22 protein-coding genes and 1 tRNA gene are annotated in these 25,852 nt (G+C 53.6%); 12 read left to right on the top strand and 11 right to left on the bottom strand.

Translation table 11 applies throughout. The features are described 5' to 3' along the window. Window positions 1-110: 110 nt before the first annotated feature. The 3 genes from mnmC (at window position 111) to waaF (ending at window position 3,763) form a co-directional block, all read left to right on the top strand. A complete protein-coding gene (mnmC, locus tag RSJ68_01930) occupies window positions 111-1,727 on the top strand; it encodes an FAD-dependent 5-carboxymethylaminomethyl-2-thiouridine(34) oxidoreductase MnmC (protein WNU97544.1) in 1,617 nt (538 codons plus the stop codon). Window positions 1,728-2,048: 321 nt separating this feature from the next. After that, window positions 2,049-2,645, top strand: a complete 597-nt coding sequence (locus RSJ68_01925) for an excalibur calcium-binding domain-containing protein (protein WNU97543.1) — start codon at window positions 2,049-2,051, stop codon at window positions 2,643-2,645. Window positions 2,646-2,740: 95 nt separating this feature from the next. Continuing rightward, window positions 2,741-3,763 (top strand): lipopolysaccharide heptosyltransferase II, encoded by a 1,023-nt coding sequence (gene waaF, locus RSJ68_01920; GenBank protein ID WNU98331.1) that lies wholly within the window; start codon window positions 2,741-2,743, stop codon window positions 3,761-3,763. 6 nt (window positions 3,764-3,769) lie between these two features. On the opposite strand, the gene RSJ68_01915 is transcribed toward waaF, so the two are convergent. After that, complete coding sequence (locus tag RSJ68_01915; protein WNU97542.1) at window positions 3,770-3,970, bottom strand: hypothetical protein; 201 nt, start codon at window positions 3,968-3,970, stop codon at window positions 3,770-3,772. A gap of 324 nt (window positions 3,971-4,294) precedes the next feature. Between RSJ68_01915 and RSJ68_01910 the strand changes: the two genes are divergently transcribed. Further along, window positions 4,295-5,554: a glutamate-5-semialdehyde dehydrogenase gene (locus RSJ68_01910; protein ID WNU97541.1), complete on the top strand. Its 1,260-nt coding sequence runs from the start codon at window positions 4,295-4,297 to the stop codon at window positions 5,552-5,554. A 508-nt stretch (window positions 5,555-6,062) separates the two neighbouring features. Beyond that, entirely contained in the window at window positions 6,063-7,292 is a 1,230-nt protein-coding gene (locus RSJ68_01905) for an MFS transporter (GenBank protein WNU97540.1), read from the top strand. 255 nt (window positions 7,293-7,547) lie between these two features. Here RSJ68_01905 and RSJ68_01900 read toward each other — a convergent pair whose 3' ends face one another. From RSJ68_01900 to RSJ68_01880, 5 genes are all read right to left on the bottom strand, one after another. After that, the gene (locus RSJ68_01900) at window positions 7,548-8,858 is read right to left on the bottom strand and encodes a GTP-binding protein (protein WNU97539.1); all 1,311 of its coding nucleotides are present in this window, start codon (window positions 8,856-8,858) and stop codon (window positions 7,548-7,550) included. 261 nt (window positions 8,859-9,119) lie between these two features. Continuing rightward, window positions 9,120-10,346 carry an HlyD family type I secretion periplasmic adaptor subunit gene (locus RSJ68_01895; GenBank protein ID WNU97538.1) on the bottom strand — a complete coding sequence of 409 codons (1,227 nt, stop codon included), beginning with the start codon at window positions 10,344-10,346 and terminating at the stop codon, window positions 9,120-9,122. A gap of 92 nt (window positions 10,347-10,438) precedes the next feature. Next, the gene (locus RSJ68_01890; protein ID WNU97537.1) at window positions 10,439-12,622 is read right to left on the bottom strand and encodes a type I secretion system permease/ATPase; all 2,184 of its coding nucleotides are present in this window, start codon (window positions 12,620-12,622) and stop codon (window positions 10,439-10,441) included. Window positions 12,623-12,661: 39 nt separating this feature from the next. Next, the gene (locus tag RSJ68_01885) at window positions 12,662-13,963 is read right to left on the bottom strand and encodes a TolC family protein (protein ID WNU97536.1); all 1,302 of its coding nucleotides are present in this window, start codon (window positions 13,961-13,963) and stop codon (window positions 12,662-12,664) included. A gap of 198 nt (window positions 13,964-14,161) precedes the next feature. Then, window positions 14,162-14,947, bottom strand: a complete 786-nt coding sequence (locus RSJ68_01880; protein WNU97535.1) for an inositol monophosphatase family protein — start codon at window positions 14,945-14,947, stop codon at window positions 14,162-14,164. Between the two features lie 183 nt (window positions 14,948-15,130). Between RSJ68_01880 and RSJ68_01875 the strand changes: the two genes are divergently transcribed. Together RSJ68_01875 and RSJ68_01870 are read left to right on the top strand one after the other, a co-directional pair. Beyond that, the gene (locus RSJ68_01875; GenBank protein WNU97534.1) at window positions 15,131-15,946 is read left to right on the top strand and encodes an RNA methyltransferase; all 816 of its coding nucleotides are present in this window, start codon (window positions 15,131-15,133) and stop codon (window positions 15,944-15,946) included. A gap of 70 nt (window positions 15,947-16,016) precedes the next feature. Further along, window positions 16,017-16,868 carry a DUF1853 family protein gene (locus RSJ68_01870; protein ID WNU97533.1) on the top strand — a complete coding sequence of 284 codons (852 nt, stop codon included), beginning with the start codon at window positions 16,017-16,019 and terminating at the stop codon, window positions 16,866-16,868. 217 nt (window positions 16,869-17,085) lie between these two features. On the opposite strand, the gene RSJ68_01865 is transcribed toward RSJ68_01870, so the two are convergent. Continuing rightward, window positions 17,086-17,880 carry a factor H-binding protein gene (locus tag RSJ68_01865; protein ID WNU97532.1) on the bottom strand — a complete coding sequence of 265 codons (795 nt, stop codon included), beginning with the start codon at window positions 17,878-17,880 and terminating at the stop codon, window positions 17,086-17,088. A gap of 339 nt (window positions 17,881-18,219) precedes the next feature. Between RSJ68_01865 and RSJ68_01860 the strand changes: the two genes are divergently transcribed. Continuing rightward, window positions 18,220-19,173 (top strand): L-lactate dehydrogenase, encoded by a 954-nt coding sequence (locus RSJ68_01860; protein ID WNU97531.1) that lies wholly within the window; start codon window positions 18,220-18,222, stop codon window positions 19,171-19,173. An 88-nt stretch (window positions 19,174-19,261) separates the two neighbouring features. Here RSJ68_01860 and rlmB read toward each other — a convergent pair whose 3' ends face one another. The 3 genes from rlmB to RSJ68_01845 all read right to left on the bottom strand — a co-directional run bounded on the left by rlmB (window position 19,262) and on the right by RSJ68_01845 (window position 21,155). Beyond that, window positions 19,262-20,011 carry a 23S rRNA (guanosine(2251)-2'-O)-methyltransferase RlmB gene (rlmB, locus tag RSJ68_01855; GenBank protein WNU97530.1) on the bottom strand — a complete coding sequence of 250 codons (750 nt, stop codon included), beginning with the start codon at window positions 20,009-20,011 and terminating at the stop codon, window positions 19,262-19,264. 128 nt (window positions 20,012-20,139) lie between these two features. Further along, the gene (locus RSJ68_01850) at window positions 20,140-20,448 is read right to left on the bottom strand and encodes an AzlD family protein (protein ID WNU97529.1); all 309 of its coding nucleotides are present in this window, start codon (window positions 20,446-20,448) and stop codon (window positions 20,140-20,142) included. Next, window positions 20,445-21,155: an AzlC family ABC transporter permease gene (locus RSJ68_01845; GenBank protein ID WNU97528.1), complete on the bottom strand. Its 711-nt coding sequence runs from the start codon at window positions 21,153-21,155 to the stop codon at window positions 20,445-20,447. The genes RSJ68_01850 and RSJ68_01845 overlap by 4 nt, the downstream gene beginning before the upstream one ends. A 346-nt stretch (window positions 21,156-21,501) precedes the next feature. Here RSJ68_01845 and dapA point away from each other — a divergent pair, with 346 nt between their 5' ends. From dapA to RSJ68_01830, 3 genes are all read left to right on the top strand, one after another. Then, window positions 21,502-22,383, top strand: a complete 882-nt coding sequence (gene dapA, locus RSJ68_01840) for a 4-hydroxy-tetrahydrodipicolinate synthase (protein WNU97527.1) — start codon at window positions 21,502-21,504, stop codon at window positions 22,381-22,383. 72 nt (window positions 22,384-22,455) lie between these two features. Then, entirely contained in the window at window positions 22,456-23,583 is a 1,128-nt protein-coding gene (gene bamC / locus RSJ68_01835; protein ID WNU97526.1) for an outer membrane protein assembly factor BamC, read from the top strand. Between the two features lie 294 nt (window positions 23,584-23,877). Beyond that, the gene (locus RSJ68_01830; GenBank protein ID WNU97525.1) at window positions 23,878-24,684 is read left to right on the top strand and encodes a DUF4198 domain-containing protein; all 807 of its coding nucleotides are present in this window, start codon (window positions 23,878-23,880) and stop codon (window positions 24,682-24,684) included. A gap of 94 nt (window positions 24,685-24,778) precedes the next feature. Here RSJ68_01830 and RSJ68_01825 read toward each other — a convergent pair whose 3' ends face one another. Further along, window positions 24,779-25,339, bottom strand: a complete 561-nt coding sequence (locus RSJ68_01825) for a pseudouridine synthase (protein WNU97524.1) — start codon at window positions 25,337-25,339, stop codon at window positions 24,779-24,781. A 165-nt stretch (window positions 25,340-25,504) separates the two neighbouring features. Between RSJ68_01825 and RSJ68_01820 the strand changes: the two genes are divergently transcribed. Further along, window positions 25,505-25,597, top strand: a tRNA-Ser gene (locus RSJ68_01820). Window positions 25,598-25,852 lie beyond the last annotated feature (255 nt).

Genomic DNA, 25,852 nt, shown 5'->3' with positions numbered 1-25,852 from the left:
TGGAATAACAAAATTCATCAATCATTTACACTAAAAATTGATGATAAAAGACGATAAAAATTACTGAGATACTTTTACCCGTTTACCTACTTTTTTCAGACGACCCCGCTATGCCCATCCTCGCTTGGAACACCCCGCCCGCTCTCGCCGAACTTGCCCGCGTGATCGAAACCCGTCCCACGCCGCTGCATCTGGTTGCCTGTCTGAGCGAAAACCGCATGCCCGATTTTCCTTTGTCCGATGCCCCGACCGAGTTGGAGTGTCGTCTGAAAACCCGCCTCGACCAAGCCGTGAAATGCCTTCAGTTCAACAGCGTCAACTTTCTGGAAAACCTGTTGCCCGACGTACATCTCTGGCTTGTCCCGCCACACTGCGCCGACAGCCTGCACGAACATTTCGACCGTATCGAATGGCAGACCGAAGCCGTACCGCAAGCCGCCCCCAAGCCTGTCAAACCTTGGTTCAGACGACCTCAAGCCACCACTCCGCCCGAACACGCGCTGGTTATCGGCGCGGGCATAGCCGGCGCCGCAACCGCGCGCAAGCTGGCGGAACACGGCGTGCGCGTTACCGTTTTGGAAGCGGGCAAAGCGGCGCAAGGCGGCAGCGGCAACCGCCAAGGGCTGCTCTACGCCAAAATCTCGCCGCACGACACCGAGCAGACCGAACTGCTGCTGGCCGGCTACGGCTACACCCGCCGCCTGCTGCAAGACCTGTTGCCCGATTTCGACGCATGGGGCGGCGACGGCGTGTTGCATCTTAATTTTGACGAATCCGAACGCAAACGCAATCAGGCATTGGGTTTGCAGCAACATCACGCCCACCTTTACCGCAGCGTGTCCACCGACGAAGCCGCGCAAATTGCAGGCATAGACGTCTTTTCAGACGGCCTCTACTGGCCGCAGGGCGTATGGCTGAACCCGCCCGCCGTTGTCCGCGCCTTGCTGAATCACCCGCTGATTGCGTTTCACGAAGACACGCCCTTATCCTCCGCCGAATACGACGGCGCAAACTGGACGGCACACACACCGCGCGGCAGCTTCAGCGCAACCCACATCATTTACTGCATGGGCGCACACAGCCCGAACGCCGCCGACGCCAACGTCTCCGCCCTGCCGTTCCGCCAAATCCGCGGGCAAACCGGCGTAACGGCGGCAAGCGGTTTTTCCAAACGCCTGCGCTGCGCCCTATCCGGTGAAAGCTACATCAGCCCGAGCTGGCAAGGGCAACACTGCTACGGCGCAACCTTCGTCCTCAACAGCAACGACGACGCTTGGCATCCGCACGAAGAAACCGCCAACCGCGCCGCCCTGCAACAGCTCAACCCGCCATTGGCGCAATCATTGTTTGAGCAAAACTCGCCTTGCTCGTTTTCAGACGACCCCTTTGCAAAACCGCAAGGACACGCCGCCCTGCGCTGCGACAGCCCCGACCACCTGCCCGTCGTCGGCGCGCTCGGCGACATCGCCGCCATGCAAACCGCCTACGCCAAACTCTCGCTGGATAAAAACTACCGCCTCGACAACATCCCCTGCCCCTACCTGCCGAACGCCTACATCAACACCGCCCACGGCACGCGCGGCCTTGCCACCGCCCCCGTCTGCGCCGCCGCCATTGCCGCCGACATCCTCAGCCTGCCCCAGCCCCTGTCCCAACGCCTGCGCACCGCCCTGCACCCCAACCGCGCCATCATCCGCGCCATCGTGCGGCAGCAGCCTTTGCTTTGATACAACACACTGGTCGTCTGAAAGCGGATAAAGCACGTTCGCTCAAACATGAAGACGCGTTTTCAGACGACCCCGGCATGACAACAACAAAGTACCCATAAAATCATAAAAATATTAACAACCTGTTTTCAAAAATATCTTTCTTAACTTTAAAACCCGAAATTTACATATAAATATCAACCCTTCCTCTTGTCCATTTATAGATTTCGTTTAAAATACCGACCTAAACAACAACTATTCTATATAGATAAAATGCGTCATTACGGAACCATCATCCGCTGGAACGATAATCGGAGGTTCGGAGCCATCCGGGAAGAAAACATGGGCAAGGAAATATTCGCCCCGCTCTCCGCCTTCACCACACTGCCGCACCCGCCCGCCGAAGGTCAGCGCGTATCGTTTGAAATCATCAAAGGCAGACGCGGACGCGACGAAGCGGAAAACATCTGCTTCGCTTCCGACTGCATCGGCGAAACCGACTTTTTCGCCCCCGAGCCCGAGCCTTTTAAAGCAGCCTTTTCCAAACTCCTGTGGATCATCCCCGTCATTGCCCTCTTGGCCGCAGGCGGATGGTTCGGCTGGAACTATTGGCAGGAATACCGCCGTCAGGTACAGGAAACAACGGCGGCTGCACCGGTTACGATGGTGTCCGAAGTTGCCGAAAAGATGAAAGCCGAACGCAAGGCATGGAAAGACGCGGCAAGCGGGCGTACTGCTTTCAAACACGGTTCAACTGCTTCAACCGGCTCCGCCGCCGCCACCGACACTACCACTGCATTCAAATGCGACAGTCGTCAGCACTGTTCCCAAATGAACTCTTTGGAAGAGGCGGAATTTTTTATCAAAAACTGCCCAAACACCAAAATGGACGGTGATCATGACGGTATTCCGTGCGAAAACGACAGCCGTTGGCATTAATCGCCCACAATGCAAAAAGGTCGTCTGAAAATGTTTTTCAGACGACCTTTTTAAATCGGCTACAATATCGCGCAATACAAACCTACCCTACCACCATGTCCAAAAAAATCCTCATCATCACCCCGAGCTGGATCGGCGACTGCGTCATGACCCAGCCGCTTTACCGCCGCCTGCACGAACTCCATCCCGGCTGCACCATAGACGCATTCGCACCCAAATGGTCGATGGCGGTGTTCGAGCGTATGCCCGAAATCAGCCGCGTCATCGAAAACCCGTTCGGACACGGCGCGTTGGAACTGAAAAAACGCTGGCACATCGGGCGCGAACTGGGCAAACAGGGTTACGACCAAGTCATCGTCCTGCCCGGCTCGCTCAAATCCGCCCTCATCGCTTTCGCCACCGGCATCAAGCAGCGCACCGGCTACGTCGGCGAATCGCGCTATCTGCTGCTCAACGACATCCGTAAACTCGACAAAGCCGCCCTGCCCCTGATGGTTGACCGCTACACCGCCCTCGCCCACCCGACGCAGGCGGACTTCAACGGACATTCTGATAACCCGCGTTTCACCATTTCCCCCGAAAGCCGCGCCGCTGCGCTTGCCAAATACGGCTTAAACACCGACAAACCCGTTCTTGCCTTCTGTCCGGGCGCGGAATACGGCCCCGCCAAACGCTGGCCCGCGCGCCATTTTGCCGAACTCGGCCGCCGCTATCTGGCGGAGGGCTGGCAGGTTTGGCTGTTCGGCTCGCAAAAAGATTTCGACATCGCCGAAGAAATCAACCGACTTTCAGACGGCCTCTGCACCAACCTCTGCGGCAAAACCAACCTTTCCGAAGCGATTGACCTGCTCTCCTGCGCCGACACCGTCGTCTGCAACGACAGTGGCCTGATGCACCTCGCCGCCGCCCTCGACCGCAAACTCGTCGCCGCCTACGGTTCGTCCAGCCCCGACCATACCCCGCCCTTGAGCCAAAAAGCCAAAATCGTCAGCCTGCACCTCGAATGCTCGCCCTGCTTCAAACGCGAATGCCCGTTGGGACACACCGACTGCCTGAACAAACTCACGCCGGACATGGTTCAAAAAGCGGCGGAGGAATTGGCGGAAACGGAATCCTAATAAACATCAACCGACAATCCTGTAATCAGCAGTAAGACCATACGACAAAAGGTCGTCTGAAACCTGCCTTCCAAAACAGATTAAAATGGCAATACCCACGCCGTCATTCCCGCGCAGGCGGGAATCCAGACTTTGATTTTTAGGAATGTTTAAAGATTGATAAGGCTTGAAATCTCTGGATTCCCGCCTGCGCGGGAATGACGGCATAGAGGCTTCTTGTTCTCCTTCACCCTATCTTTTCAGACAGAAGTAGCGTGGGCTTTGCCCACAAAATCTAACGCTTCCCGATACGGTGTTTATCCACCATCGTTATTCCCGCCCCTGCCTATGCAGAAGTGGGAATAACTGCCCGACTAACTGCCGCCTGAAACCCACTTTCAAATTTTCAGACGACCTTTCCACCATTGACCTCGAAACCCCATACTGCCGTGAAACAAACCGCAAGTTAGCCGCCTCCACCCTGTTTTGTATTGAATTCCCGTTCAGACGACCTTATCATCAACCCATTCCCACTTTTTCCGCAGAAATACCATGCAAAACATCCAAGACTACGTCCGCCGCACCGCGTCCGCCGCCAAGCAGGCTTCCTATGTTGTCGCCGCCGCAGAGACCGCGCAAAAAAACGCCGCACTCCTGCGCACTGCCGAACTCATCAGACACCATCAAACCGCCATCCTCGCCGCCAACGCTCAAGATATGGAACAGGCCGCGCAGAAAGGTTTGAACGACGCCCTGCTCGACCGCCTGCGGCTGACCGAAAAAACCATAGACGCCATGTGCGAAGGTTTGCGCCAGATTGCCGCCCTGCCTGACCCCGTCGGTGAAATGGACGAATTCCGCACCCGCGAAAACGGCCTGCAAATCGGCAAAATGCGCGTCCCGCTGGGCGTTGTCGGTATCATTTATGAATCCCGCCCCAACGTAACCGTCGATGCTGCCGCCCTCTGCCTCAAGTCCGGCAACGCCTGCGTCCTGCGCGGCGGCAGCGAAGCCTTCAACAGCAATATGGCGCTCTCCAAACTGATTACGCAGGCGTTAGTTGAAAACGGCCTGCCCGCAGCGGCCGTCAGCCTGATTGAAAACACCGACCGCGAAAGCGTCGGCGCCATGCTGCAAAGCCCCGAGTTTATCGACGTCGTCATCCCGCGCGGCGGCAAATCGCTGGTTTCCCGCATCGCCGTAGAAGCCCGCGTGCCCGTCATCAAACACCTCGACGGCATCTGCCACGTCTATATCGACCGCGCCGCCGACGCCGAAAAAGCTGTCAATATCGCCTTCAACGCCAAAACCTCGCGCTACGGCACCTGCAACACCATGGAAACCCTGCTCGTCCACCAAAGCCGCGCCGCCGAAATCCTGCCCGTACTGGCAGAGAAATACGCCACCCGCAACGTCGAGCTGCGCGGCTGCCCGCGTACCCTGTCCATCCTGTCCCACATTCAGACGGCCTCCGAAGAAGACTGGGACACCGAATACCTCGCCCCCATTCTCTCCGTCAAAATCGTCGACAGCCTCGAAGAAGCCGTCGCACACATCAACACCCACGGCAGCCACCACACCGACAGCATCGTAACCGAATCCTACACCGATGCCCGCACCTTCCTGCGCACAGTCGACAGCGCCAGCGTCATGGTCAATGCCTCCACCCGCTTCGCCGACGGCTTCGAGTACGGCCTCGGCGCGGAAATCGGCATTTCCACCGACAAAATCCACGTCCGCGGACCCGTCGGCCTGCACGGTCTGACTTCGCAGAAATGGATAGTGTTGGGCGACGGACAGGTACGGGAGTAATCCGTCGCTTTCTTGAGTGATAAACGGTAAAAAGGTCGTCTGAAAAATAGTTTTCAGACGACCTTTTCTGTTTTACTTTCCCTATTATCGGCACACCAAATATTTCACCTGATTATTTCTAATTCTAAATTAACATACTAAATAATATATTAATTTAATATACTTTCTCTATTATTGCTTTCCCCGATACAATCGACATCATGCCATATAATAAAAAAATTATTAATTTCAATTAGATATAAATTATTATTCACTCTTGCCATCCATTTTTCCACAGGAGAACTATTATGGCTGAGACATCGCTTTCTTTAAAAAACAACCCATCCGTCCTCATTACCGGTACGGACCATAATGATACTTTATATGGCAGTTCGGGACATACCATATTCTACGGTGATTTAGGAAACGATACTTACTACAGTAAAAATGCGGGGATACCATTATCAAGCGTGAAAACGAAGGTTGCGATCCAATCTATAGACTTACCTGTAGAAACCAAGGAAACACCATGCCGCAAACCCCCGCATCCCCCGCCCCGCGCGACTGGCTGCTTCTTATCGGCGGCAGCACCTACAAATTCACGCTGACCGGTTTTTATCTGGTCGCGCTGGTCGCTATTTTGAAAAACCACGGTTACAGCCTGAACCAACTGAGCTGGATACATTTAATCGGCGGTATCGAAGCGGCGAAGGTGTTGTTTGCCGCGCTGATGGAGCGGCGGCCGGCGGGGCGGTTCGGGCGGTTTCGCGGCTGGCTGCCGGCGGCGACGCTGGGGCTTTCGGCGGTGTTCGGGCTGATGGCCTGCACCGACATCACGCAGAACTTCCCGCTGCTTTTGACCTGCTGCGTTTTGCTCTCGGCAATGTCGGCGGTGTACGGCTGCGCGATGCTGGGCTTGTCGTGCATCGTCCTGCCGCACCGCGAACGCGGTTTCGGCGGTGTAATTCAGACGATGGCGGCGCGCGGCGGCAAGATAATCGGCGGCGCGCTGGTGTTGTGGCTGTATCAGGAATACGGGCAGACGGCGGCGGCGGGCTTTATGCTGGCGTTCAGCCTGCTGATGTTGCTGCAACTCTTGTGCTACCGCGAGCCGGAAAGCCCGACGGCGCAAGGCGGTTTGACGGCGTTGGCGGCGCGGCTGATCTCCTTTTGGCGACGGCCTGAAACGGGCTGGCGGTGGCTGGTTTTGCTGTTTGCCGTTGCCGCGCCGTATGCGTTTGCGGCGGCGACTTTTGTGCCCAAGCTGGCGGATTTGGGCTTCACCCCGAAGCAGACGGGCGGGATTCTGGCGGTGTGCATTCCTGTTGCCTGCCTGATTGTTACGCCACTGTCGGGCTGGTTTTCGCGCAATTATCCGCGCCGTAAACTCGTGTTCCTGCTCTACGCGCTGCAACTGCCGCTTTTGGCGTCCATGACCGCCATCGACGCGCTCGCCCGCGTCCACCCTTGGCTGCCGCCCGCGCAAATCATCGCCCTGAGCCTGAGCTACACGCTGCTGCTGCCGGTGATACTGGCGTTAGTGATGGACAAATCCGACCGCGCCACTGCCGCACTCGACAGCAGCCTGCAATTTTCCGTCATCCTGCTCGGCAGTTACGCGGCCGGTTTCGCCGCCCTGCGGCTGGCAAAGGCGGTCGGCTATGCCGATGCGTACTGGGCGGCGGTGGGCCTTGCCGTATTGGCGGGCGGGCTGCTGTATGCGTGCCGAAGCCTGTTTGATTCAGACGAGCCGTCATGAGAGGTCGTCTGAAAACCTTTCTTTCCGATTTCAGACGACCTTTTACCATGTATCCAAATGAAAAATGCCATGCCGCGATTTTGTTATTTTAATTCACTGTGATTTCCCACCGCGCTGGCTGAGGATAAGGCAACGCCGTATGGCTTAAAGCCTACCTGCCATATTCCCTGCCTTAATCTGCCAAACTGAAGAGGTCGTCTGAAAAACTCTGCTTCGGTTTTTTAGACGACCTCTTCAATTCAAGATGCCCTTGTTTTAAATTTCAAAACTGTCCGTTTGGTCAGCCTTGCGTATCATGCCTGCGGCGACGGTGTGGTTGGTGGCTTCGTCTATCAGGATGAACGCGCCGAGGGCATGGTTTTCTTCGTAGGGCGCGGCGGCGATCGGCTGCTGGGTTTTGAGGCTGACGCTGCCGATGTCGTTGAGTTTGAGCGTGTCGGCGGATTCGACGCGGCTGAGGGTGTTCACGTCCCAAACGTAAGAAATCGCGCTGATTTTGACGGGGGTGGTCTGGGTGGTGTGTTTCAGCAGGTATTTGCGGCGCAGGTTGAGCGGGATGTCGTCGAACCAGCACAGCGCGGCTTGAAACTGCTGTTCGGGCGCGACGGGGCTGTCGGCGGCGGCGATGCTGTTGCCGCGCGAGATGTCGAGGTCGGTGTCGAGCGTGACGGTCAGCACTTCGCCTGCTTCGGCGGATTCGGTTTTGCCGTTTGGATTGTAGATTTCGGCGATTTTGGCGGTATGTCCGCTAGGCAGGATTTTGACCTCGTCGCCGGTTTTCAGACGGCCTGCTTCCAGCCTGCCTTGATAGCCGCGGAAGTCGTCGCTGCTGCTGCCGTCTTGCCGTGCGACGCGTTGCACGGGGAAATGGGCGGCTTGGTCGGCGGCGTTTTGGCGGTTGACGGGCAGGCTTTCGAGCAGGGGTAAAAGTGGCAAACCTTGATACCACGGGGTTTGGCTGCTGGCGTTAACGATGTCGTCGCCTTTTAACGCGCTGATGGGCAGGAAGTGGATTTGGGCTTGGAGGCCGATTTGTTCCGCCAGCTTGCGGTAGGCTGCGGTAATGGTCTGATATTTGGTTTCGTCGAAGTCGAGCAGGTCGAGTTTGTTGACGGCGACGATGATGTTGGGGCAACCCAAGAGTTTCAGAATCGCGCTGTGGCGTTTGGTCTGTGGCAGGAGGACGGGTTCGCCGCCGGAAAAATCGACGCGCGTTGCGTCTATCAGGACGATGGCGGCGTCGGCGGTCGATGCACCCGTTACCATGTTGCGGGTGTATTGTTCGTGTCCGGGCGTGTCGGCGATGATGAATTTGCGCTTGGGCGTGGCGAAATAGCGGTAGGCGACATCGATGGTGATGCCTTGTTCGCGCTCGGCGGCAAGGCCGTCGGTGAGGCTGGCGAAGTCGGGCGTTTCGCCGTTTTCGGCGGCGCGGTTGAGTTTGTCGAGCTGGTCGGTCAGTAGGGTTTTGCTGTCGTAGAGCAGGCGGCCGATGAGGGTGGATTTGCCGTCGTCGACGCTGCCGGCGGTGATGAAGCGCAAAAGCGGGGCGGTGGTTGCGGTCATGGTTCTTTCCTTAATTCTCGGATTGCACGTTACTTTAATGAGGTCGTCTGAAAATGGGAAAGAATGCTTGGTTTTAAAAAAAGATGATTTCGTTATATTCGTAAAAAAGCGGATTGGATTGAAAATACTGTAAGCCCCTATTCCGTACAGATAGGCATGAGCGCTGCCAAAATATTCCCTATCTGACAAAAAGGTCGTCTGAAAACCCGTACCGGTTTTTCAGACGACCTTTTGACTGTTAAGCAAGTTTGATTCGGGAAATTAACGCTCGCTCAATGCCTGTTTCATACGGGTAATCGGTTTGATCAGGTATTGGAAGATGGTTTTTTCGCCGGTTTTAATGTCCACTGTGGCAACCATGCCCGGAATAATCGGCATGTTTTTACCGTTTTTGTCTTTCAGGGCGTTGTTCTCAGTTTGGACGATGACTCGGTAGTAAACTTGGTTGGGGTCGAGCTTCAGATCGTTGGCACGGCTTTGCATGGAGTTGCTGACGGTATCTGCGCCGACAAGGGTAACTTTGCCTTCCAATCCGCCGTAGATGGAGTAGTCATATGCACTGACTTTGACCAGTGCAGGCTGTCCTGCGCGAACGAAGGCGATGTCTTGCGGACGGATATAGGCTTCGACAAGGAGTTTGTCGTCAACGGGGACGATTTGCATGATTTCTTCGCCCGGGTTGACTACGCCGCCGATGGTATTGATTTTGATGTTTTTGACGATGCCGCGCATGGGGGAGCGGATTTGGGAGCGGTCAACTGGGTCGGCGCGCATGGCCATGTTTTCTTTGGATTGCGCCAGCTCGGATTCGGATTGTACGAGTTCGTTATTGGCATCTGTTCTGTAACGGTTGCGACGTTCGGCAATTTGCAGGGTCAGATCGCTGGATTCGCGGCGCATTTTAAGGAGTTCGACTTCGGACATGACGCCTTGTGCCACCATAGGTGCAGTAATGGCGATTTCGCGGTCAAGCGCCGCTTTGCTTTGTACCAGACTTTGTACGGCATCGGTCATGGCTTGGCGGCGGGCGTTATATGCGGCGGTTTCGCGGCGGCGGAGTTCGGGGCTGACGCTGTTGGGGAACGTGAGTTTGCCGCCGTAAGCTTCGGCTTTCAGGCGGGCGATGGTGGCCTCGAGGTTTTGGACTTTGGCCTCGCTCTCGCGCAATACGGCAAGGCTGCGCGTATCGTCGAGCTTCAGCAGAATTTGGTCTTTTTCGACCAAATCGCCTTCCTTAACCATCATTTGGGTAATGACGCCGGCGTCCAGGCTTTGGATGACTTGTTCGCGGCTGCTGGGGATAACGTTGCCGTTGCCGCGGGTTACTTCTTCAACGGTGCTGTTGTATGCCCATACGACAAAGACGACGAGCAGCAGGAAAAACAGGATGATGACCCAAAATTGGCCGCTGTGTTTTTCTTTTTGCAAGGCTGCATTCAAATCGTTAATGAGATGCAGGTCTTTGGATTTAACGTTGTTTTCGCTCATAATGATGAATCTTCGGTATCTGTTTGTTGTTTTCAAAGAGGTCGTCTGAAACGCTTTCTGCTTGTGTTTTCAGACGACCTTTTCCCTTTTCGTCATGCTTGCGCCGCTTCGCCGGGACGTTGGTTTTCCTGCGCTTGTTGTGCTGCTTTGACTTTGTTTTGCTCGTTTTGCATCAGTTTTTGCAACACTAAATCGCGCGGGCCGTCCATAACGACTTTGCCGTTTTCCATTACGATGATGCGGTTAACGATTTGCAGCACTTGCGGACGGTGGGTGACCAAGAGCATGGTGCGGTTGCGTCCCCAGTGGGCAATCGCGTTCAATGCCATGCGTTCGGTACCTTGGTCGAGGCTGGTTGTCGGCTCGTCCAAAAGGACGACTTTGGGGTCGCGCAACGTCATGCGTGCGAGGGCGATGATTTGTTTTTGACCGCCGGACAGACCCAAACCGTCTTCACCCAAAGGCATATCCAAGCCTCTCGGGTGGTTGCGGATGATTTGGTCCAGACCGAAACGTTTGAGTGCGGTCAGTAGGTCTTGGTCGGTCGAATAGCTGTCGGTACGCGCCAAATCCATGTTTTCGCGCAATGTTCCCAAGAAAAGGCGTGGAGATTGGCTAAACAGGAGGACTTGGTTCCGCAGGAAATTCGGATCAAGTTGGCGCATATCGACGCCGTCGAGGGTTACGTTGCCTTTTTCGGTATCGTACAGACCGCTCGCCAGTTTCAGCATGGTACTTTTACCGCTGCCGATACGTCCGAGGATACCGACTTTTTCACCGGGTCGGATGTTGATGCGTAACTCGTCAACTGCGTTGTTGCTTTCGTTTTTGTATTTGAACGTTACGTTTTCAAAAGCGATATTGCCTTGAACGTTGTCCAAAGTAATGTATTTGCGTTCGGGGCTGCGTTCGATCGGACGGGAAACAATGTCGTTCACGCCTCTTAACGCCAGCTTCGCTTGTTGGAAGCGGGTAGCAAGGCCGGCAACTTGAGCCAACGGCGCCAACGCGCGGCCGGACAGAATAACGGAGGCAATCAGCGCACCCATGGTAATCCGTTCCGCATGGTTGTCGGCATGAATCAGATAGGTACCGACAACGACCAAAAAGACAGTATTGAGCTGCTGCATGGCAACAGCGAAGTTGACCATGAAGTTGCTGGTATCTTTTACTTTGATGGATGAAGCGGAGGTTTTAGCGGTGTATTCGTCCCAGCGTTGTTGCGCCCATGAAGTCGCATTGTTGGTTTTCAGGGTTTCGATGCCTTCAATGGCTTCTACGGCAAGGCCTGAACGTTGCGAGCTTTCTTTCATGGATTCGTTAATGTGGCGCGACAAGGGGCGTTGAACGATGAAGCCGACAATGACGACAATCGGAATAATCGCCAAAGGAACCAATGCCAGTTTGCCGCCGACTATCGAAATAACAAAAATAAACAGCAACAGGAACGGCAAGTCCACCAAAGTCAACAGGCTCGCACTGGTCATGAATTCGCGTACGGATTCAAATTCGCGCAGGTTGTTGGCGTATGAGCCGGACGAAGCGGGACGGTCGGCAAGGCGCAATGCCATCACGCGACGGAACAAGGCGGAGCTGATAATCAGGTCGGCTTTTTTACCGGCGATGTCGGTCAAATGGCCGCGTATCATCTTGGCGGCAAATTCGAACAAAATGGCGAGGACAACGCCGATACTCAAAACCCACAGGGTTTCATAGGCTTGGTTGGGAATGACGCGGTCGTACACGTTCATGACATACAACGAGCTGACCAAGGCGAGGAAGTTGATAATGACGGTCGCCAAAATCACTTGATAGTAATAGCTGCGGAAACGCCAAATGACTTTCCAAAACCATGCTTTGGGAAGGTGGTATTCAGGCAGTTCGGAACGCGTGTCCGCCGCCATTTTGGGCTTGATAAACCAGCAGTAACCCAGATACAGACCGGAAAGCTGGTCATGATCAAGCTGCTGCTCCAAGCCATCTACCTGACGGATATGATATTTCCTGTTCCGACCCGAACCTTCGATATTGGTAATGACGGCAGCCTCTTCGTTGTGAAGAATGATCATCACAGGAACGGCAAGCGATGGAATGTCTTCCAGATTGCGCTTGGACAATGTGTTTTCGAAGCCGTGGCTGCGCAAGACTTCGACGAGGGAATGATAGTTGACATTGAGTTTTTTATCCCGCACCACCTCTGCCGTCAGCGCGGCTTCTGACACAGGCGCCCCTAAGAGACGGGTAACCAACACAATATGTTCAATGATTGCTTTCATGATAATTCGCGTAATGAGTAATGATGTTAAGATTTTATGTTATTGCTTCAAGCCTGCCCAATTCGCCATTTGCGCCTGCGCAGCCAGATAATCCAACGCGGCATCGCGGAAGTCGTTGCGCGCCGAAATGTTTTCCTGCTCGATGCTGGACAATTCGTTGTATGCGCCCAAAACGTCGGTCAGCGTGCGGCGGGCGATTTTGAATTGCAGCTCGTAAGTTTTAACCACGTCTTTTTGAGCGGCAATATGTTGCGCGGCAATATCGGCACGGCGTTCGCTCTCGCGCATGTCGATTTCGGCGGTTTGGGTTTTTTCGGTGATGTCGCGCATAATTTGCTCGGATTTCGATTCGGCAGCAATCAGGGCATCGGCATTTTTCTGCACATTATGGCGCGCGGCAACGTCCAAGACATTCCATGCCACATTTAAATAAAGCTGTCTGTTGTCGCGGTTCGCATTACCTTCCAGATTCACGGCGGGCAGGCGCTCTGCTTTGGAAACGTCCAAATCTGCCTTCACGCTGTCGCGTTCTGCCACCTGCGCCCGATAGGAAGGATTAGTATTGTTATCGGCTGTTTTGAAACGACGAACCAATGATTCCGCGCTGTCGTTGGCAAACGGATCTTCCAAATCCTCTGCCGTCAACTGCCGTCCGGTGTAGCGGGACAAACGGCTCAACGCCAACTCCATCGTACGTTGTTGTTGCGCGATGGATGACTCGACCTGCAACAGGCGCGCACGCGCCTCAATGAGTTCGGAACGGCGGCCGCTATCGTATTTCACGATAATATTCAAATCTTTCAGAAGATTATTGTGTCGGACCAAGCTCTGACGGTTGATGCGCAGGATTTCTTTCGCGCGCAATGCGGTCAAATAGAGTTTGCCGATGTCGCTGCCCAGACGTTCCTGATTTTCGAAATAACGATGATGGTAGTATTGCTCTCTGTTTTTATCGCGCCGTACCGCCGCATTGATGGCGCCCCATGAATATACATTCAAAGTTCCGCGTATGCCGACACCGTCATTCATATCGTTGCTGGAATATTTGTTTTTCTGCGCCAAAACTTTGGTACCCGTCAGCGTCAATACGGGATAATGGCGCGCACGGGTCGCCTTCGTCGTACTTTTGGCCGAATCTTCGGTTGCTTTCGCTTCCTTCACAATCGGGTCGGACACCATGGCATCCCTTAAAATAGCCTGCAAAGGGTAGGCTTGCGCCGTTGCCGCGCATACTGCCGCGCACACTGCGGCAGCAATTTGCCCGGTGCGGAAAACGGATGTCTTGGGACGATTCAAAAAAGTTTTTTTCTTCATATTATTCACAACAATACGGTTCGTCATTTATCAGATTGGCAGAGGGGAGGCCTGTTGCAAATCAATTCTTTGAGCATATTATCATTAATCGGAATCCCTGTTTTCAGATTGCGATAAAAGGTAGTTATCTGCTCCTGAAAGTAACATGGATGATATTCCTACTATTGCTAAATCACGACACCGTATTAAAAACGAGCAAAAGGTCGTCTGAAAACGACCTCCTGTTTACAGATGGACGCTAATGATTTGCAACATTTGCGCCAGCACTTTCGGATTGGCTGCCACAATATCCCCGCTTTCCAGCCAGCCTTCATTGCCGGACATATCGGTAACGATACCGCCGGCTTCCTGCACAATCAGCGCGCCTGCGGCAATATCCCAAGGTTTGAGGTTGAACTCGAAGAAACCGTCCAAACGGCCGGCCGCCACGGCGCACAAATCCAACGAAGCCGCGCCTTCTCTGCGACCTCCGGCCGTTTTTGCCAAAAAGTCTTTCAAAATAGCCAGATACTTGTCCATCATGCTTTGGTCGACAACAGGGAAGCCGGTACCGATCAAGCAGCGGTTCAACTCAATGCGGGAAGAAACGCGGATACGACGGTCGTTGAGCAACGCGCCTTTGCCGCGCGAAGCCATGTAAACATCGTTACGTTCAGGTGCGTACACTAAAGCTTCCTGCAACACGCCTTTGTGCAGCAGCGCCATAGAAATCGCGTATTGGGGATGACCGTGTAAGAAGTTGGTCGTACCGTCGAGCGGATCGATAATCCATTCGTATTCCGCAGAGGCTTTGCCGTGAGAACCGCCTTCTTCGCAAGTGATTTTGTGATGCGGATAGGCTTCTTTAAGCGCTTCCACCAAAATCATCTCGGAATTGCGGTCAACGTCGGAAACGAAATCGTTGAATGCCTTGCTGTCAACTTTGACGGCATCCAGATTGCCGCTTGCGCGGATCATCATCTGCCCGGCTTTACGGGCGGCTTTGAAAGCGGTATTTAAAAACGGATTCATGGGTTTTCTTTCTAAATCAGGTAAAATACCGTCCGGCGCATCTGCACCGGACGCAACGTTTGTACGTTTCCGACGTTGTTAAAGAACATTTCAGACGACCTCTCAAGCCCAAAGGCGAAAGGTCGTCTGAAAACAAAAAGATGGCGTATTATACCCGATTCCCGAACAAACCGAAAACAAAACATGACTTCAGCCAAGCCCGAATTGCCCGACTATCTCGGCAACATCCGCATCATCCTCACCCGCACCAGCCATCCCGCCAATATCGGCTCCGCCGCCCGCGCCATGAAAACCATGGGGCTGCACAACCTCACCATTGTCGCCCCGAATTTGATGTCCACGCCGATGACCGAGCAACCGCCCGTTTTCAATCCCGAAAACCCGAAAGATTTCCAACTGCCGGAGGAAAGTTTCATCCTCGCTTCCGGCGCGGCAGACGTATTGCACAACGCCGTGATTGCCGCCACACTCGACGAAGCCCTCGCCGACACCACACTTGCCTGCGCCCTTACCAGCCGCCGCCGCGAAATCACCGCGCCACTGCAAACCCCGCGCGAACTGGTTCCCGAATTATTGCAGGCGGCACAACGCGGAGAACAAGTTGCCCTCGTCTTCGGCAACGAAACCTTCGGCTTGAGCATTGAAGAAGTACAGGCGTGCAACCGTCTGATGACCATCAACGGCAATCCCGACTATTTCTCGCTCAACCTCGCCCAAGCCGTTCAGGTCGTGTGTTACGAAATCTTCAGCCAGACCGATATGCCCATGACCCACCTGCAACAAGAAGACCACGCCGCTACACACGAACAAATCAAAGGCATGGTCGCCCACATGGAAAACGTCATGGACGACATCGGATTCTTCAACCGCCGCAACAGCGAACGCCTGATGCGCCGAATGCAAAGCCTGTTCGGCCGCGCCAACACGCAAACCGAAGACATCGACATCCTGCGCGGCTTTTTCAATACCGTCAGCCATCGCTTGAAGAAGAAAGACTGAAAAAGGTCGTCTGAAAACTTGATTGCAAGTTTTCAGACGACCTCAGCCAAACTATCAACCAGATACAGCCATGAACTACGCCCTAGATGCCCTATGGTGGAAACTCACCACCCCGACCGTCCGCGACCTCGCCACCCTGCTGACCGCCCCGCCGCTTTGGCAAAGCGGTTGCGAATTGAGCGTCCGCGAGCTATTGGGCGAACGCGGCTTCCGCTATCTTTTGGATTTGGACGGCAATCCCGCCCCGCTGGACAACTATCTCGCCGAACACGCCCCCTTCAGCAACCGACTCGGCATCTACGCCGAACGCCTGATCGCATTTTGGTTTGCCCACGCGCCGCATACCGAATTGCACGCCTGCAACCTGCCCGTGTTTTCAGACGACCTCATGCAAGGCGCCGCCGATTTCATCGCCTCCATCAACGGCAAACCCTACCACATCGAACTGACCTGCAAATATTACGGCAGCGGTAGCGGCAAATCCGCAAACATGTGCGGACTCAATTCCAAAGACACCCTCGCCGCCAAAGCCGACAAACTGTCACGCCAACTCGCCCTGCTTCAATCCCCCGAAGGCAGCGAAACCCTGCGGCAAAACCGTCTCCCCGACGCGCCGCAACCCGCCTCAATCATACGCGGCATCGGCTTTTTCCCCGTCGGCGCAGATTCCGCCGAAGCCCCGTTAAACCCATACTGCTGGCGCGGCGTCTTTATCCGAGACTGGCCGGCATATCCGACCACAGAGGACGCACACTACCACCTCATCGACCGCATGGCATACCTTGCCCCCGCCCGTGTCACCGAGGCGCAAACCCTGTCCGACCGAGACGTCCGCCAAATCGAAAGCGGCTTAATCGCCAAACTCGAATTGCGCCCCGACGGCTTTTGGCATGAAATCGAACGCATCATGAAAGTTGCTTGAATCCAAAGCATCCACGCCTACAAACCATATAGCAAACATGCTTAACTTTAAATACAGAATGTCATGGAATTCCGTCATTCCCGGTAAGTTGCGTATCGAAAATAAAGTCATTTAGCTATATTTTCCAAATTGCCGATACAAAAAGGTCGTCTGAAACCTTTTATCTAAAATAAAGGTTTCAGACGACCTTATCCGTCAGGCTGAGGATTGTCCCGCCCTACTCTTTCTTACCGGCCAAACCGATTTCCTGAGTTTTACTGCCGTCGTTGATTTTAGCCTTACCGGCAATTTCTTCGGCTTTACTGCCGAAAAGCTTCAGCTCGTAACTGCCTTTTTCCACACCGTCCTTCATGGCTTTGCCGCTCAAGCCTGAGCCGTTGCCCATGGCTTGGATGTCGGTTTTCGCCAATTCGACGTTATAGCCGCTATGCATTCCGCTGATGCTTCCGCTGCCTTGTTTCTTCTCAAAATCAACCGCATAAAACAAACGCCCGCTGCGGTCGTCGCCGTTGAACGCGATACCTTTGTAGTTTATTTGTCCCAATTTAGGCAGATTACCGAAGGCAATGTCCTGCCCCTGAATTTCGTTAACATGAAAATCGAATGCCTCGGAACGCGCTCCATCTGACGGATTGGTTTTCTGCTTTGCCAAAGTGGCGGCAACGATAGAATGGCTTTGTTTATACACCAAGAAATCACCGCGTTCCAATTCGATAAGTTGTCCGTTTACATTGATTTTTTTCACATAGTCAAAATCGGAAACACGGTCGTTTTTCAGATAACCCGTATCCAAAACCCCGCCTTTTTTCAGGGTTTGGGTTTTACCGCCCCTGTCGGTCAACTCCAATACGCCGCCATCGGGAACAGATTCGAAAACAGTCAGTTGCTTCCAATCTTTTGCATTAGGATCAAACGGTTTGGTCAGCCCGTCCGCCAAGCTGCTGCCTGCGCTGCTGCAAGCGGACAAAATGCAGGTGGCAGCCAAAACCGCCAATAAAGATTTCGCTTTCATTCGTTTCCTTTCATTATCGTGATTCATGACTATTGTGTCTCCGTATTTCGGCGGCAATGTCTGCAAACAAAATCCGTCCGAATCTTCGGATACACTCCTTAAGTTATACTATAACGGTTTTATGATGATATTCATGACTTAAATCAAAATAAATATACTGCATTATATCAATCCTCTTTTCTGCTTTTCTTGCCATTGCTCCCGCCCTGACCGGTAAATACCTTATGTGTTTATTTTCCCATTACAATCCGCTACAAAGCAAACAGGTCGTCTGAAATTTGACGCCACCCCGTCCAAGTGTTATTAATAATTCCTATTCACGAACAAACAGGAACAAACATGAAAAAAGTTGGTAATAAAGTGGTCGTTGTAGGCTTGGGCGCGGTCGGGGTCAGCTATGCCTATTCCATGCTCAACCAAGCCTTGTGCGACGACATGGTTTTAATCGACATCAACCGCACGCGCGCGGAAGGCGAAGCGCGCGACTTCCGCCACGGAATGCCTTATGCCGCCTCGCCTGCGCGTATTTACGTCGGCGATTACGATGATTGTTCGGATGCGGACATCGTGTGTATTTGCGCCGGCGCGGCGCAGGCTCCCGGCGAAACCCGTTTGGACTTAATCGACAAAAACCTGCGCATCTTCCGCGACATCGTTTCGAAAGTCATGGCTTCGGGCTTTGACGGCATTTTCTTGGTCGCCTCCAATCCTGTGGACGTACTGTCTTATGCCGTCCTGCGCTTTTCAGGCCTGCCCAAAGAGCGCGTTATCGGCTCGGGCACTATCCTTGACTCCGCCCGTTTCCGCGTTTGTCTGGGCAACGAATTCGATGTCGCCCCTTGGAGCGTCGATGCCATGATGATCGGCGAACACGGCGACAGCATCATTGCGCTTTGGAGTACCGCCAACATCGCCGGTATGTCGGTTCAGAAGATGTTGGAACAATCAGAAGACGGGCAGGCGCGTATGGACAAAATCTATACCACCGTGCGCAATGCCGCCTACGAAGTCATCGCCGCCAAAGGTTCGACCAGCCACGGCATCGGCATGGGTTTGAGCCGTATCTCCAACGCCATCCTGCACAATCAAGGCGTCGTGCTTCCTGTTTCCACCTTGCTTGAAGGCGAGTTCGGACAAAACGGCGTGTATATCGGCGTACCGACCGTCGTCAACCGCCAAGGCGCGGTCCGCATCATCGACCTGCAACTTTCCGACGACGAAGCCGAACGCTTCGCCCGCTCGGCGGAGCTGTTGAAAAGCTATCAACGCAAAGTCGATGAAATGGTCGGGTAAACAGAATCGCCTCTAAGTAAAACAAAACGTCGTCTGAAAACTGGAAATTTGGTTTTCTGACGACGTTTGTTATTCACAAACCTAAGCCCTATTTCTCTGCCTTCAACACCCGTTGACGGCGCGTTTCGCTCAACACCATCCCCGCGCTGACGGAGACGTTCATGCTTTCGACCGTGCCAAACATGGGTATCGACACCAGCATGTCGCAATGTTCGCGTGTCAGGCGGCGCATGCCTTCGCCTTCGTTGCCCATCACCCATGCCGCGCTGTCGGGCAGGTCGCAATGGTAGAGGTCGGCGTCGCCGCCCATGTCGGTGCCGATGATCCAGATGCCGTATTCTTTCAGCTCGCGCAGGGTGCGGGCGAGGTTAGTTACGGTGATGTAGGGGACGGTTTCCGCCGCGCCGCAGGCGACTTTGCTGACGGTGGCGTTCAGTCCTGCACTTTTGTCTTTCGGTGCGATGACGGCGTGTACGCCCATTGCGTCGGCGGTACGCAGGCACGCGCCGAGGTTGTGCGGGTCGGTGATGCCGTCAAGTATCAGCAAGAGCGGCGGTTCGCTCAGGTTTTCCAATACGTCTTCAAGGTGGACGTGGTTTTTGGAAGCGTCGATAAACCCGACCACGCCCTGATGCCGCGCACCTTTGCTGATGGCGTTGAGGCGGTCGGCGTCGGCGAAGTGTACGCGTACGTTTTCGTTTGCCGCCTTCTCCAATACGTCACGCGTGCGGGCATCGTTTTTGCCTTCTTGGACATAGAGTTCGGTAATCGATTTCGGGTTTTGCCACAGGCGGGCGTTGACGGCGTGGAAGCCGTAGATGAGTCTTTGGTTTGCCATGATTTTGCTTTATAAAAAATTTCAGACGACATTATAACAAGATAAGGTCGTCTGAAAGGGAAAGGTCGTCCCGTCAGGAGGCTGCGCACTCTGAAAACAGATAACCGGTTTCACTCAAACTCAACTGCCTAGCGCATCAAATACCCCAACAGCCCGGTGCTGCCCACACCGATCAACACGGTAACCAACATGGAAAACCTGCTTGCGGCAAGCACGGTCAGCGCAATGGCAATCAGCTCGTGCGGTTTGTCGGACACGAAATAAGGCGCGATAACGGAAATCAACACGCAACCCGGCGCGGCCTCCATCACGATTTGCGCGCGGCGGCTTAAGGTACGGTTGCGCAAGGCGAAAAAACCAATAAGGCGGGTGGAGTACGTTACCGCCAGCATGCCGGCAAACAGCAGGAACGACTGCCAAGAGAGCAAATCCTTCATTCCTTCTCTCCCCAAAGATAGGCGGCCAGCAGGCCGGAAATCGCACCCAGCGGCACATACCAATGCCCGTCCACCGACAAATAAGTCCCGCACGCCACAATCAGACTGACAAACCAAGGGCGTGCCGCCTTAAAGCTTTTCCACATACCGCGCAGCAGCACCAAAAACACGGCGGGAAAAGCCATGCCGAAGCCCCATGCCGCAACATCGCCGAACATCGGACCAACCGCCGCGCCAAACGCCGCAAAGCCGATCCAAGTGGTGTAGAGGATGAAACACACGCCCGCATAAAACGGCATATTGAATGCCGGCAGCCCCATTGCCTTGCGTTTTTGAACTTCCGCAAACGCCATCGCCCAACTTTCGTCGCACATAAAAAACAGCGCGGGCATGGCTTTTCTCAACGGCATATCCCGCATATAAGGCGCGATTGCCGCCCCCATCAGAATATGGCGCGAATTAATCATGAAGGTAACGGTGGCGATGATCAGTATCGGTAGCGGGTTTGTCCAAAGGTTAACCGCTGCAAATTCCGAGCCGCCGGCAAAGTTCATGCCCGTCATCAGCAGCATTTCCAGCCAGCTCATCCCTTTCTGCCCGCCTTGTACGCCGAGTATCAGCGCCCACGGCAAAAGCCCGATAAGCATGGGCGAACATTCTTTGATGCCGCGTAAAAATTCGGATTGCGGGGAATTTGGGTGTGTCATTTTGTTGAGAAATTTAAATAGAGTGTGAAGATGAAAAATGAGGGAAGGTATTATACACAGTCGGACAAACTTAAAAAGGTCGTCTGAAACGGGCTTCGATAAAGCAAAAATCATCACCGCAAGACTTTAACACTTTTTAATCCTTGACAGGCATTTCACTATGAAAATATGCTAAATTTTTGATTAAAAACATCATTATTCATTAAGATAAACATTACGTTCAGCTTCGCACGGTGACCGCCTGGTCAAGATGTTTCACACAAACAACAAAGTAAGCTACAATTCCAAGCATTTCCTTCCCTTTAGAAGCAAACCCTCTTCCGCCCTACAAATAAAAGGTTTCCTTATGTTACAAGGCAGTTTGGTTGCCCTGATTACCCCCATGAATCAAGACGGCAGCATCCATTACGAACAACTCCGCGATTTGATCGACTGGCATATCGAAAACGGTACCGACGGCATCGTCGCCGTCGGCACGACAGGCGAAACCGCCACCCTCTCCGTCGAAGAACATTTAAGCGTAATCGAAGAAACGGTCAAACACGTCAACAAGCGTGTTCCCGTTATCGCCGGCACCGGCGCCAACAACACCCTCGAAGCCATCGCGCTCTCCCGCGCCGCCGAAAAAGCCGGTGCAGACTACACCCTCTCCGTCGTCCCCTATTACAACAAACCCTCCCAAGAAGGCATTTACCAACATTTCAAAACCATCGCCGAAGCCACCTCGATTCCGATGATTATCTACAACGTACCCGGCCGCACCGTCGTCAGCATGACCAACGACACCATCCTGCGCCTTGCCAAAATCCCGAACATCGTCGGCGTCAAAGAAGCCAGCGGCAACATCGGCAGCAATCTCGAATTAATCAAACACGCGCCCGAAGGCTTCACCGTCCTTTCCGGCGACGACCCTACCGGCCTGCCCTTCATGCTCTGCGGCGGGAAAGGCGTTGTGACCGTTGCCGCCAATGTCGCCCCCAAACTCTTCGCCGATATGTGCCGCGCCGCCCTTGCAGGCGATATTGCGACCGCCCGTCAATTAAATGACCGCCTGATTCCGATTTATAACACTATGTTCTGCGAACCAAGCCCTGCCGCGCCCAAATGGGGCGTATCAGCGTTGGGCAAATGTGAACCTTATGTCCGCCTGCCGCTCGTCCCCCTGACCGAAGCCGGACAGGCAAAAGTCCGCGCCGCATTGCAAGAATCCGGACAACTCACCGCATAAACCGCAAAGGTCGTCTGAAAACCGTTTTCAGACGACCTGCCGTTAACCCATCACATCCCACAGGAAACCAATATGACCTATATGAAACCTGTCGTCGTAGCAATCGCCCTGATCAGCATGACTGCCTGTTCGGGCAACAAAAAAGACCTGCCTAAGCTGGACTACCAAACCCAGACACGCAAAATCGTCAAATTAGAAGTACCGCCTGATTTGAACAACCCCGATCAAGGCAACCTCTATCAAGTACCCGCCGGCAGCGGCGCCGTCCGTGCCAGCGACCTGAGCCGCCGCACATCGGCAACGCAACAGGCCGCCAACTCCGAAGTACTCAAATCCGTCAAAGGCGTCCGTTTGGAGCGCGATGGCAACCAACGCTGGGTTGAAGTTCAAGGCAAATCCCCAGCCGAGATTTGGCCTTTACTGAAAGCATTCTGGCAAGAAAACGGTTTCGACATCAAATCCGAAGAACCCGGCATCGGCCAAATGGAAACCGAATGGGCTGAAAACCGCGCCAAAATCCCGCAAGACGGTCTGCGCCGCCTCTTGGACAAAGTCGGCTTGGGCGGCATCTATTCCACCAGCGAGCGCGATAAATTCATCATCCGCATCGAACAAGGCAGAAACGGCACAACCGACGTCTTTTTCGCCCACAAAGGCATGAAAGAAGTTTACGCAGACAAAAACAAAGATACAACCACTTGGCAGCCTGCCGCCAACGATCCAAATCTTGAAGCTGCCTTTCTCGCACGCTTCATGCAATACTTGGGCGTCGATCAGCAACAAGCCGAAAATGCGCTGTCCCAAAGCGTCGCCAAACGCAGCGGCAACGAATTGGCGCGAATCGAAGGCAACACCCTGCTCGTCTCCGGCGACTACGGCCGCAACTGGCGCCGCACCGCGCTCGCCCTCGACCGCATCGGCTTGAATGTCTTGGGTCAAAACATCGAACGCCACGCCTTCTTGGTTCAACAGGCACCTAACGAGAGCGAAGCTGTTTCCACGAAAAAACCGGGCTTCTTCGGCCGCATGTTCGGTAAAGGCAAAAAAGCCGAGAAACCGGCAGCCTACCCCGAGATCATCGTATTCGTCGAGCCTGTTAACGGCGGTTCGCGAATCCGCCTTCTCAACAAAGACGGCAGCGCATACAACGGCAGCGATGCCTCTACACTCCTCAGCCGCCTGCATACAGAACTGCGCTAATCCGCTTCTCAAAAAACCTCCTGTACGCAGGAGGTTTTTGTGCTTATCAAAAGCGACAAGCAAAATAAAGTTATTTCAAAAATAGATCTGTCAATTTATTGATTCAATTTAAAAATGAGTACACCATATTACTTCTAAAGCCGGTTAACGCTTAAACATCGGCTAAGCGAAAGGTCGTCTGAAAACAGAAATCCTGTTTTCAGACGACCTTTTTTTTCATGAACCCGTTTTGTTATAAATAAAATTGTTATATTATAACCAATCAAATTTCTACCCGATACATTTGGAGAACCCATGAAAAAAACCGCATTGTTCATCGCATCCGCACTCCTGTTCAGCACAACCGCCCAAGCACACCGCGTCTGGGTCGAAACCGCCCATACGCACGGCGGCGAATACCTGCAAGCCGAATTGGGCTACGGCGAGTTCCCCGAACTCGAACCCATCGCCAAAGACCGCCTGCACATTTTCAGCAAGCCCATGCAGCTGATTACCGAAAAAGGCAAAGAAAATCTGATTCAAAAAGGGACGTACAACTACCAGTACCGCAGCAAACAGCCGGTTAAAGATGGCAGCTACCTCGTTACCGCCGAATACCAGCCGACCTTCTGGTCTAAAAACAGCGCAGGCTGGAAACAGGCGAGCATCAAAGAAATGCCTGACGCCAGCTATTGCGAACAAACCCGAATGTTCGGTAAAAACATCGTCAACGTCGGACACGAAAGCGCAGACACTGCCGTCATCACCAAGCAAGTCGGACAACATCTGGAAATCGTTCCGCTGGATAATCCTGCCAACGTCCACGTCGGCGAACGCTTCAAAGTCCGCGTCCTTTTCAACGGCGAGCCGCTGCCGAACGCCACCGTTACCGCCACATTTGACGGTTTCGACACCAGCGACCGCAGCAAAACCCACAAAACCGAAGCCCAAGCCTTCTCCGATACTACGGACGACAAAGGCGAAGTCAGCATCATCCCCCTGCGTCAAGGCTTTTGGAAAGCCAGCGTAGAACACAAAGCCGATTTCCCCGATCAAAGCGTGTGCCAAAAACAGGCGAACTACACCACCCTGACCTTCCAAATCGGTCATACGCATCATTAATATCCAATAACAAAGGTCGTCTGAAAACCGTATTGCAGGGGTTTCAGACGACCTTTCTCTTTATCAGCCAATTAATTTAATAAACAGCCATCCATCAAGGCTTATGCGGCGCAAACATCCATTGCCCAAGCGCCAAGCCCAAATCGAATAGATTCAGACGACCTATCGCCACCCTGACCAAACGCAGGCACGGAAAACCCGCCTTAGCCGTCATCCGCCTGACTTGCCGGTTTTTTCCTTCCGAAATCCGAATTTCCACCCAAAAATCAGGCACGGATTTACGCACGCGGATAGGCGGCACGCGCGGCCATAAAACATCCGCTTCGCCCGCTTCCAACACGCGAACCTTTGCCGGACGCGTGACAAAATCCCCCAAATCCACCCCGCGCCGCAGCATATCCAGCTTCGCTTCGTCGGGCGAACCTTCCACCTGCGCCCAATAAGTTTTCTCCAGCTTAAACTTAGGATCTGCAATCCGCGCCTGCAAACGCCCGTCGTTCGTCAACAGCAGCAAACCCTCGCTGTCCGTATCCAAACGTCCCGCCGGATAAAAGTCCGGCAGCGCCAAATAATCTTTCAAACACCCATACTTTTCATGCGCCGAAAACTGGCAAATCACGCCATAAGGCTTGTTCAATACGATTAAATCATTCATTTTCATCACATCCTGAAACCAAGCATGAATTGTACCAGCCGCCGCATACGGGCTACAATTTCACGCTTCTTTATATTTTATACAAATGATTTCATACGGTTAAAAAATACCCTGAAGCCCGGCTTGACACGCCTGAGCCAAACCAGTATATTACGCACTTCCTTAGGAGTAATGGCTGAGAGGCTGAAGGCACTTCCCTGCTAAGGAAGCATGTGGGGTCAACCTGCATCGAGGGTTCGAATCCCTCTTACTCCGCCACCATACGAAAACCCGTCGATTATCCGACGGGTTTTCTTTATTTCCCCATGAAACAAAAAGCAGTCATATCACCCCGTGCAATCGGGGCTAAGAACAACAGATAGCAAGTAGCTCATCCTAACCGAATATCCCTGCAATAAACTCCTTGTCAGACCCGGTTTATATAAAAAGTCGTCTGAAAATACATTTTCAGACGACCTTTTTCAAGTTTGGCTTCCGTATCTGTCAAACAATCCGATCGGATACAGCCGCGTC

The sequence above is a fragment of the Neisseria sp. DTU_2020_1000833_1_SI_GRL_NUU_006 genome, assembly GCA_032388755.1.
In the GTDB taxonomy this organism is placed as follows: Bacteria; Pseudomonadota; Gammaproteobacteria; order Burkholderiales; family Neisseriaceae; genus Neisseria; species Neisseria sicca_C.
The sequence above is the reverse complement of the archived record's forward strand: the minus strand, read 5'-3'. Positions and strand labels throughout refer to the sequence as shown.

Bases quoted from the DNA above. Each gene is read 5' to 3' on its own strand.
- RSJ68_01890 (WNU97537.1), bottom strand. From the start codon at position 12,622: ATGAAAGCAATCATTGAACATATTGTGTTGGTTACCCGTCTCTTAGGG.
- RSJ68_01875 (WNU97534.1), top strand. From the start codon at position 15,131: ATGACTTCAGCCAAGCCCGAATTGCCCGACTATCTCGGCAACATCCGC.
- RSJ68_01880 (WNU97535.1), bottom strand. From the start codon at position 14,947: ATGAATCCGTTTTTAAATACCGCTTTCAAAGCCGCCCGTAAAGCCGGG.
- RSJ68_01885 (WNU97536.1), bottom strand. From the start codon at position 13,963: ATGACGAACCGTATTGTTGTGAATAATATGAAGAAAAAAACTTTTTTG.
- RSJ68_01905 (WNU97540.1), top strand. From the start codon at position 6,063: ATGCCGCAAACCCCCGCATCCCCCGCCCCGCGCGACTGGCTGCTTCTT.
- RSJ68_01915 (WNU97542.1), bottom strand. From the start codon at position 3,970: ATGCCGTCATTCCCGCGCAGGCGGGAATCCAGAGATTTCAAGCCTTAT.
- RSJ68_01910 (WNU97541.1), top strand. From the start codon at position 4,295: ATGCAAAACATCCAAGACTACGTCCGCCGCACCGCGTCCGCCGCCAAG.
- RSJ68_01845 (WNU97528.1), bottom strand. From the start codon at position 21,155: ATGACACACCCAAATTCCCCGCAATCCGAATTTTTACGCGGCATCAAA.
- RSJ68_01830 (WNU97525.1), top strand. From the start codon at position 23,878: ATGAAAAAAACCGCATTGTTCATCGCATCCGCACTCCTGTTCAGCACA.
- RSJ68_01825 (WNU97524.1), bottom strand. From the start codon at position 25,339: ATGAATGATTTAATCGTATTGAACAAGCCTTATGGCGTGATTTGCCAG.
- RSJ68_01865 (WNU97532.1), bottom strand. From the start codon at position 17,880: ATGAAAGCGAAATCTTTATTGGCGGTTTTGGCTGCCACCTGCATTTTG.
- rlmB (WNU97530.1), bottom strand. From the start codon at position 20,011: ATGGCAAACCAAAGACTCATCTACGGCTTCCACGCCGTCAACGCCCGC.
- RSJ68_01900 (WNU97539.1), bottom strand. From the start codon at position 8,858: ATGACCGCAACCACCGCCCCGCTTTTGCGCTTCATCACCGCCGGCAGC.
- RSJ68_01895 (WNU97538.1), bottom strand. From the start codon at position 10,346: ATGAGCGAAAACAACGTTAAATCCAAAGACCTGCATCTCATTAACGAT.
- mnmC (WNU97544.1), top strand. From the start codon at position 111: ATGCCCATCCTCGCTTGGAACACCCCGCCCGCTCTCGCCGAACTTGCC.
- RSJ68_01870 (WNU97533.1), top strand. From the start codon at position 16,017: ATGAACTACGCCCTAGATGCCCTATGGTGGAAACTCACCACCCCGACC.
- RSJ68_01925 (WNU97543.1), top strand. From the start codon at position 2,049: ATGGGCAAGGAAATATTCGCCCCGCTCTCCGCCTTCACCACACTGCCG.
- bamC (WNU97526.1), top strand. From the start codon at position 22,456: ATGACCTATATGAAACCTGTCGTCGTAGCAATCGCCCTGATCAGCATG.
- RSJ68_01850 (WNU97529.1), bottom strand. From the start codon at position 20,448: ATGAAGGATTTGCTCTCTTGGCAGTCGTTCCTGCTGTTTGCCGGCATG.
- waaF (WNU98331.1), top strand. From the start codon at position 2,741: ATGTCCAAAAAAATCCTCATCATCACCCCGAGCTGGATCGGCGACTGC.
- dapA (WNU97527.1), top strand. From the start codon at position 21,502: ATGTTACAAGGCAGTTTGGTTGCCCTGATTACCCCCATGAATCAAGAC.
- RSJ68_01860 (WNU97531.1), top strand. From the start codon at position 18,220: ATGAAAAAAGTTGGTAATAAAGTGGTCGTTGTAGGCTTGGGCGCGGTC.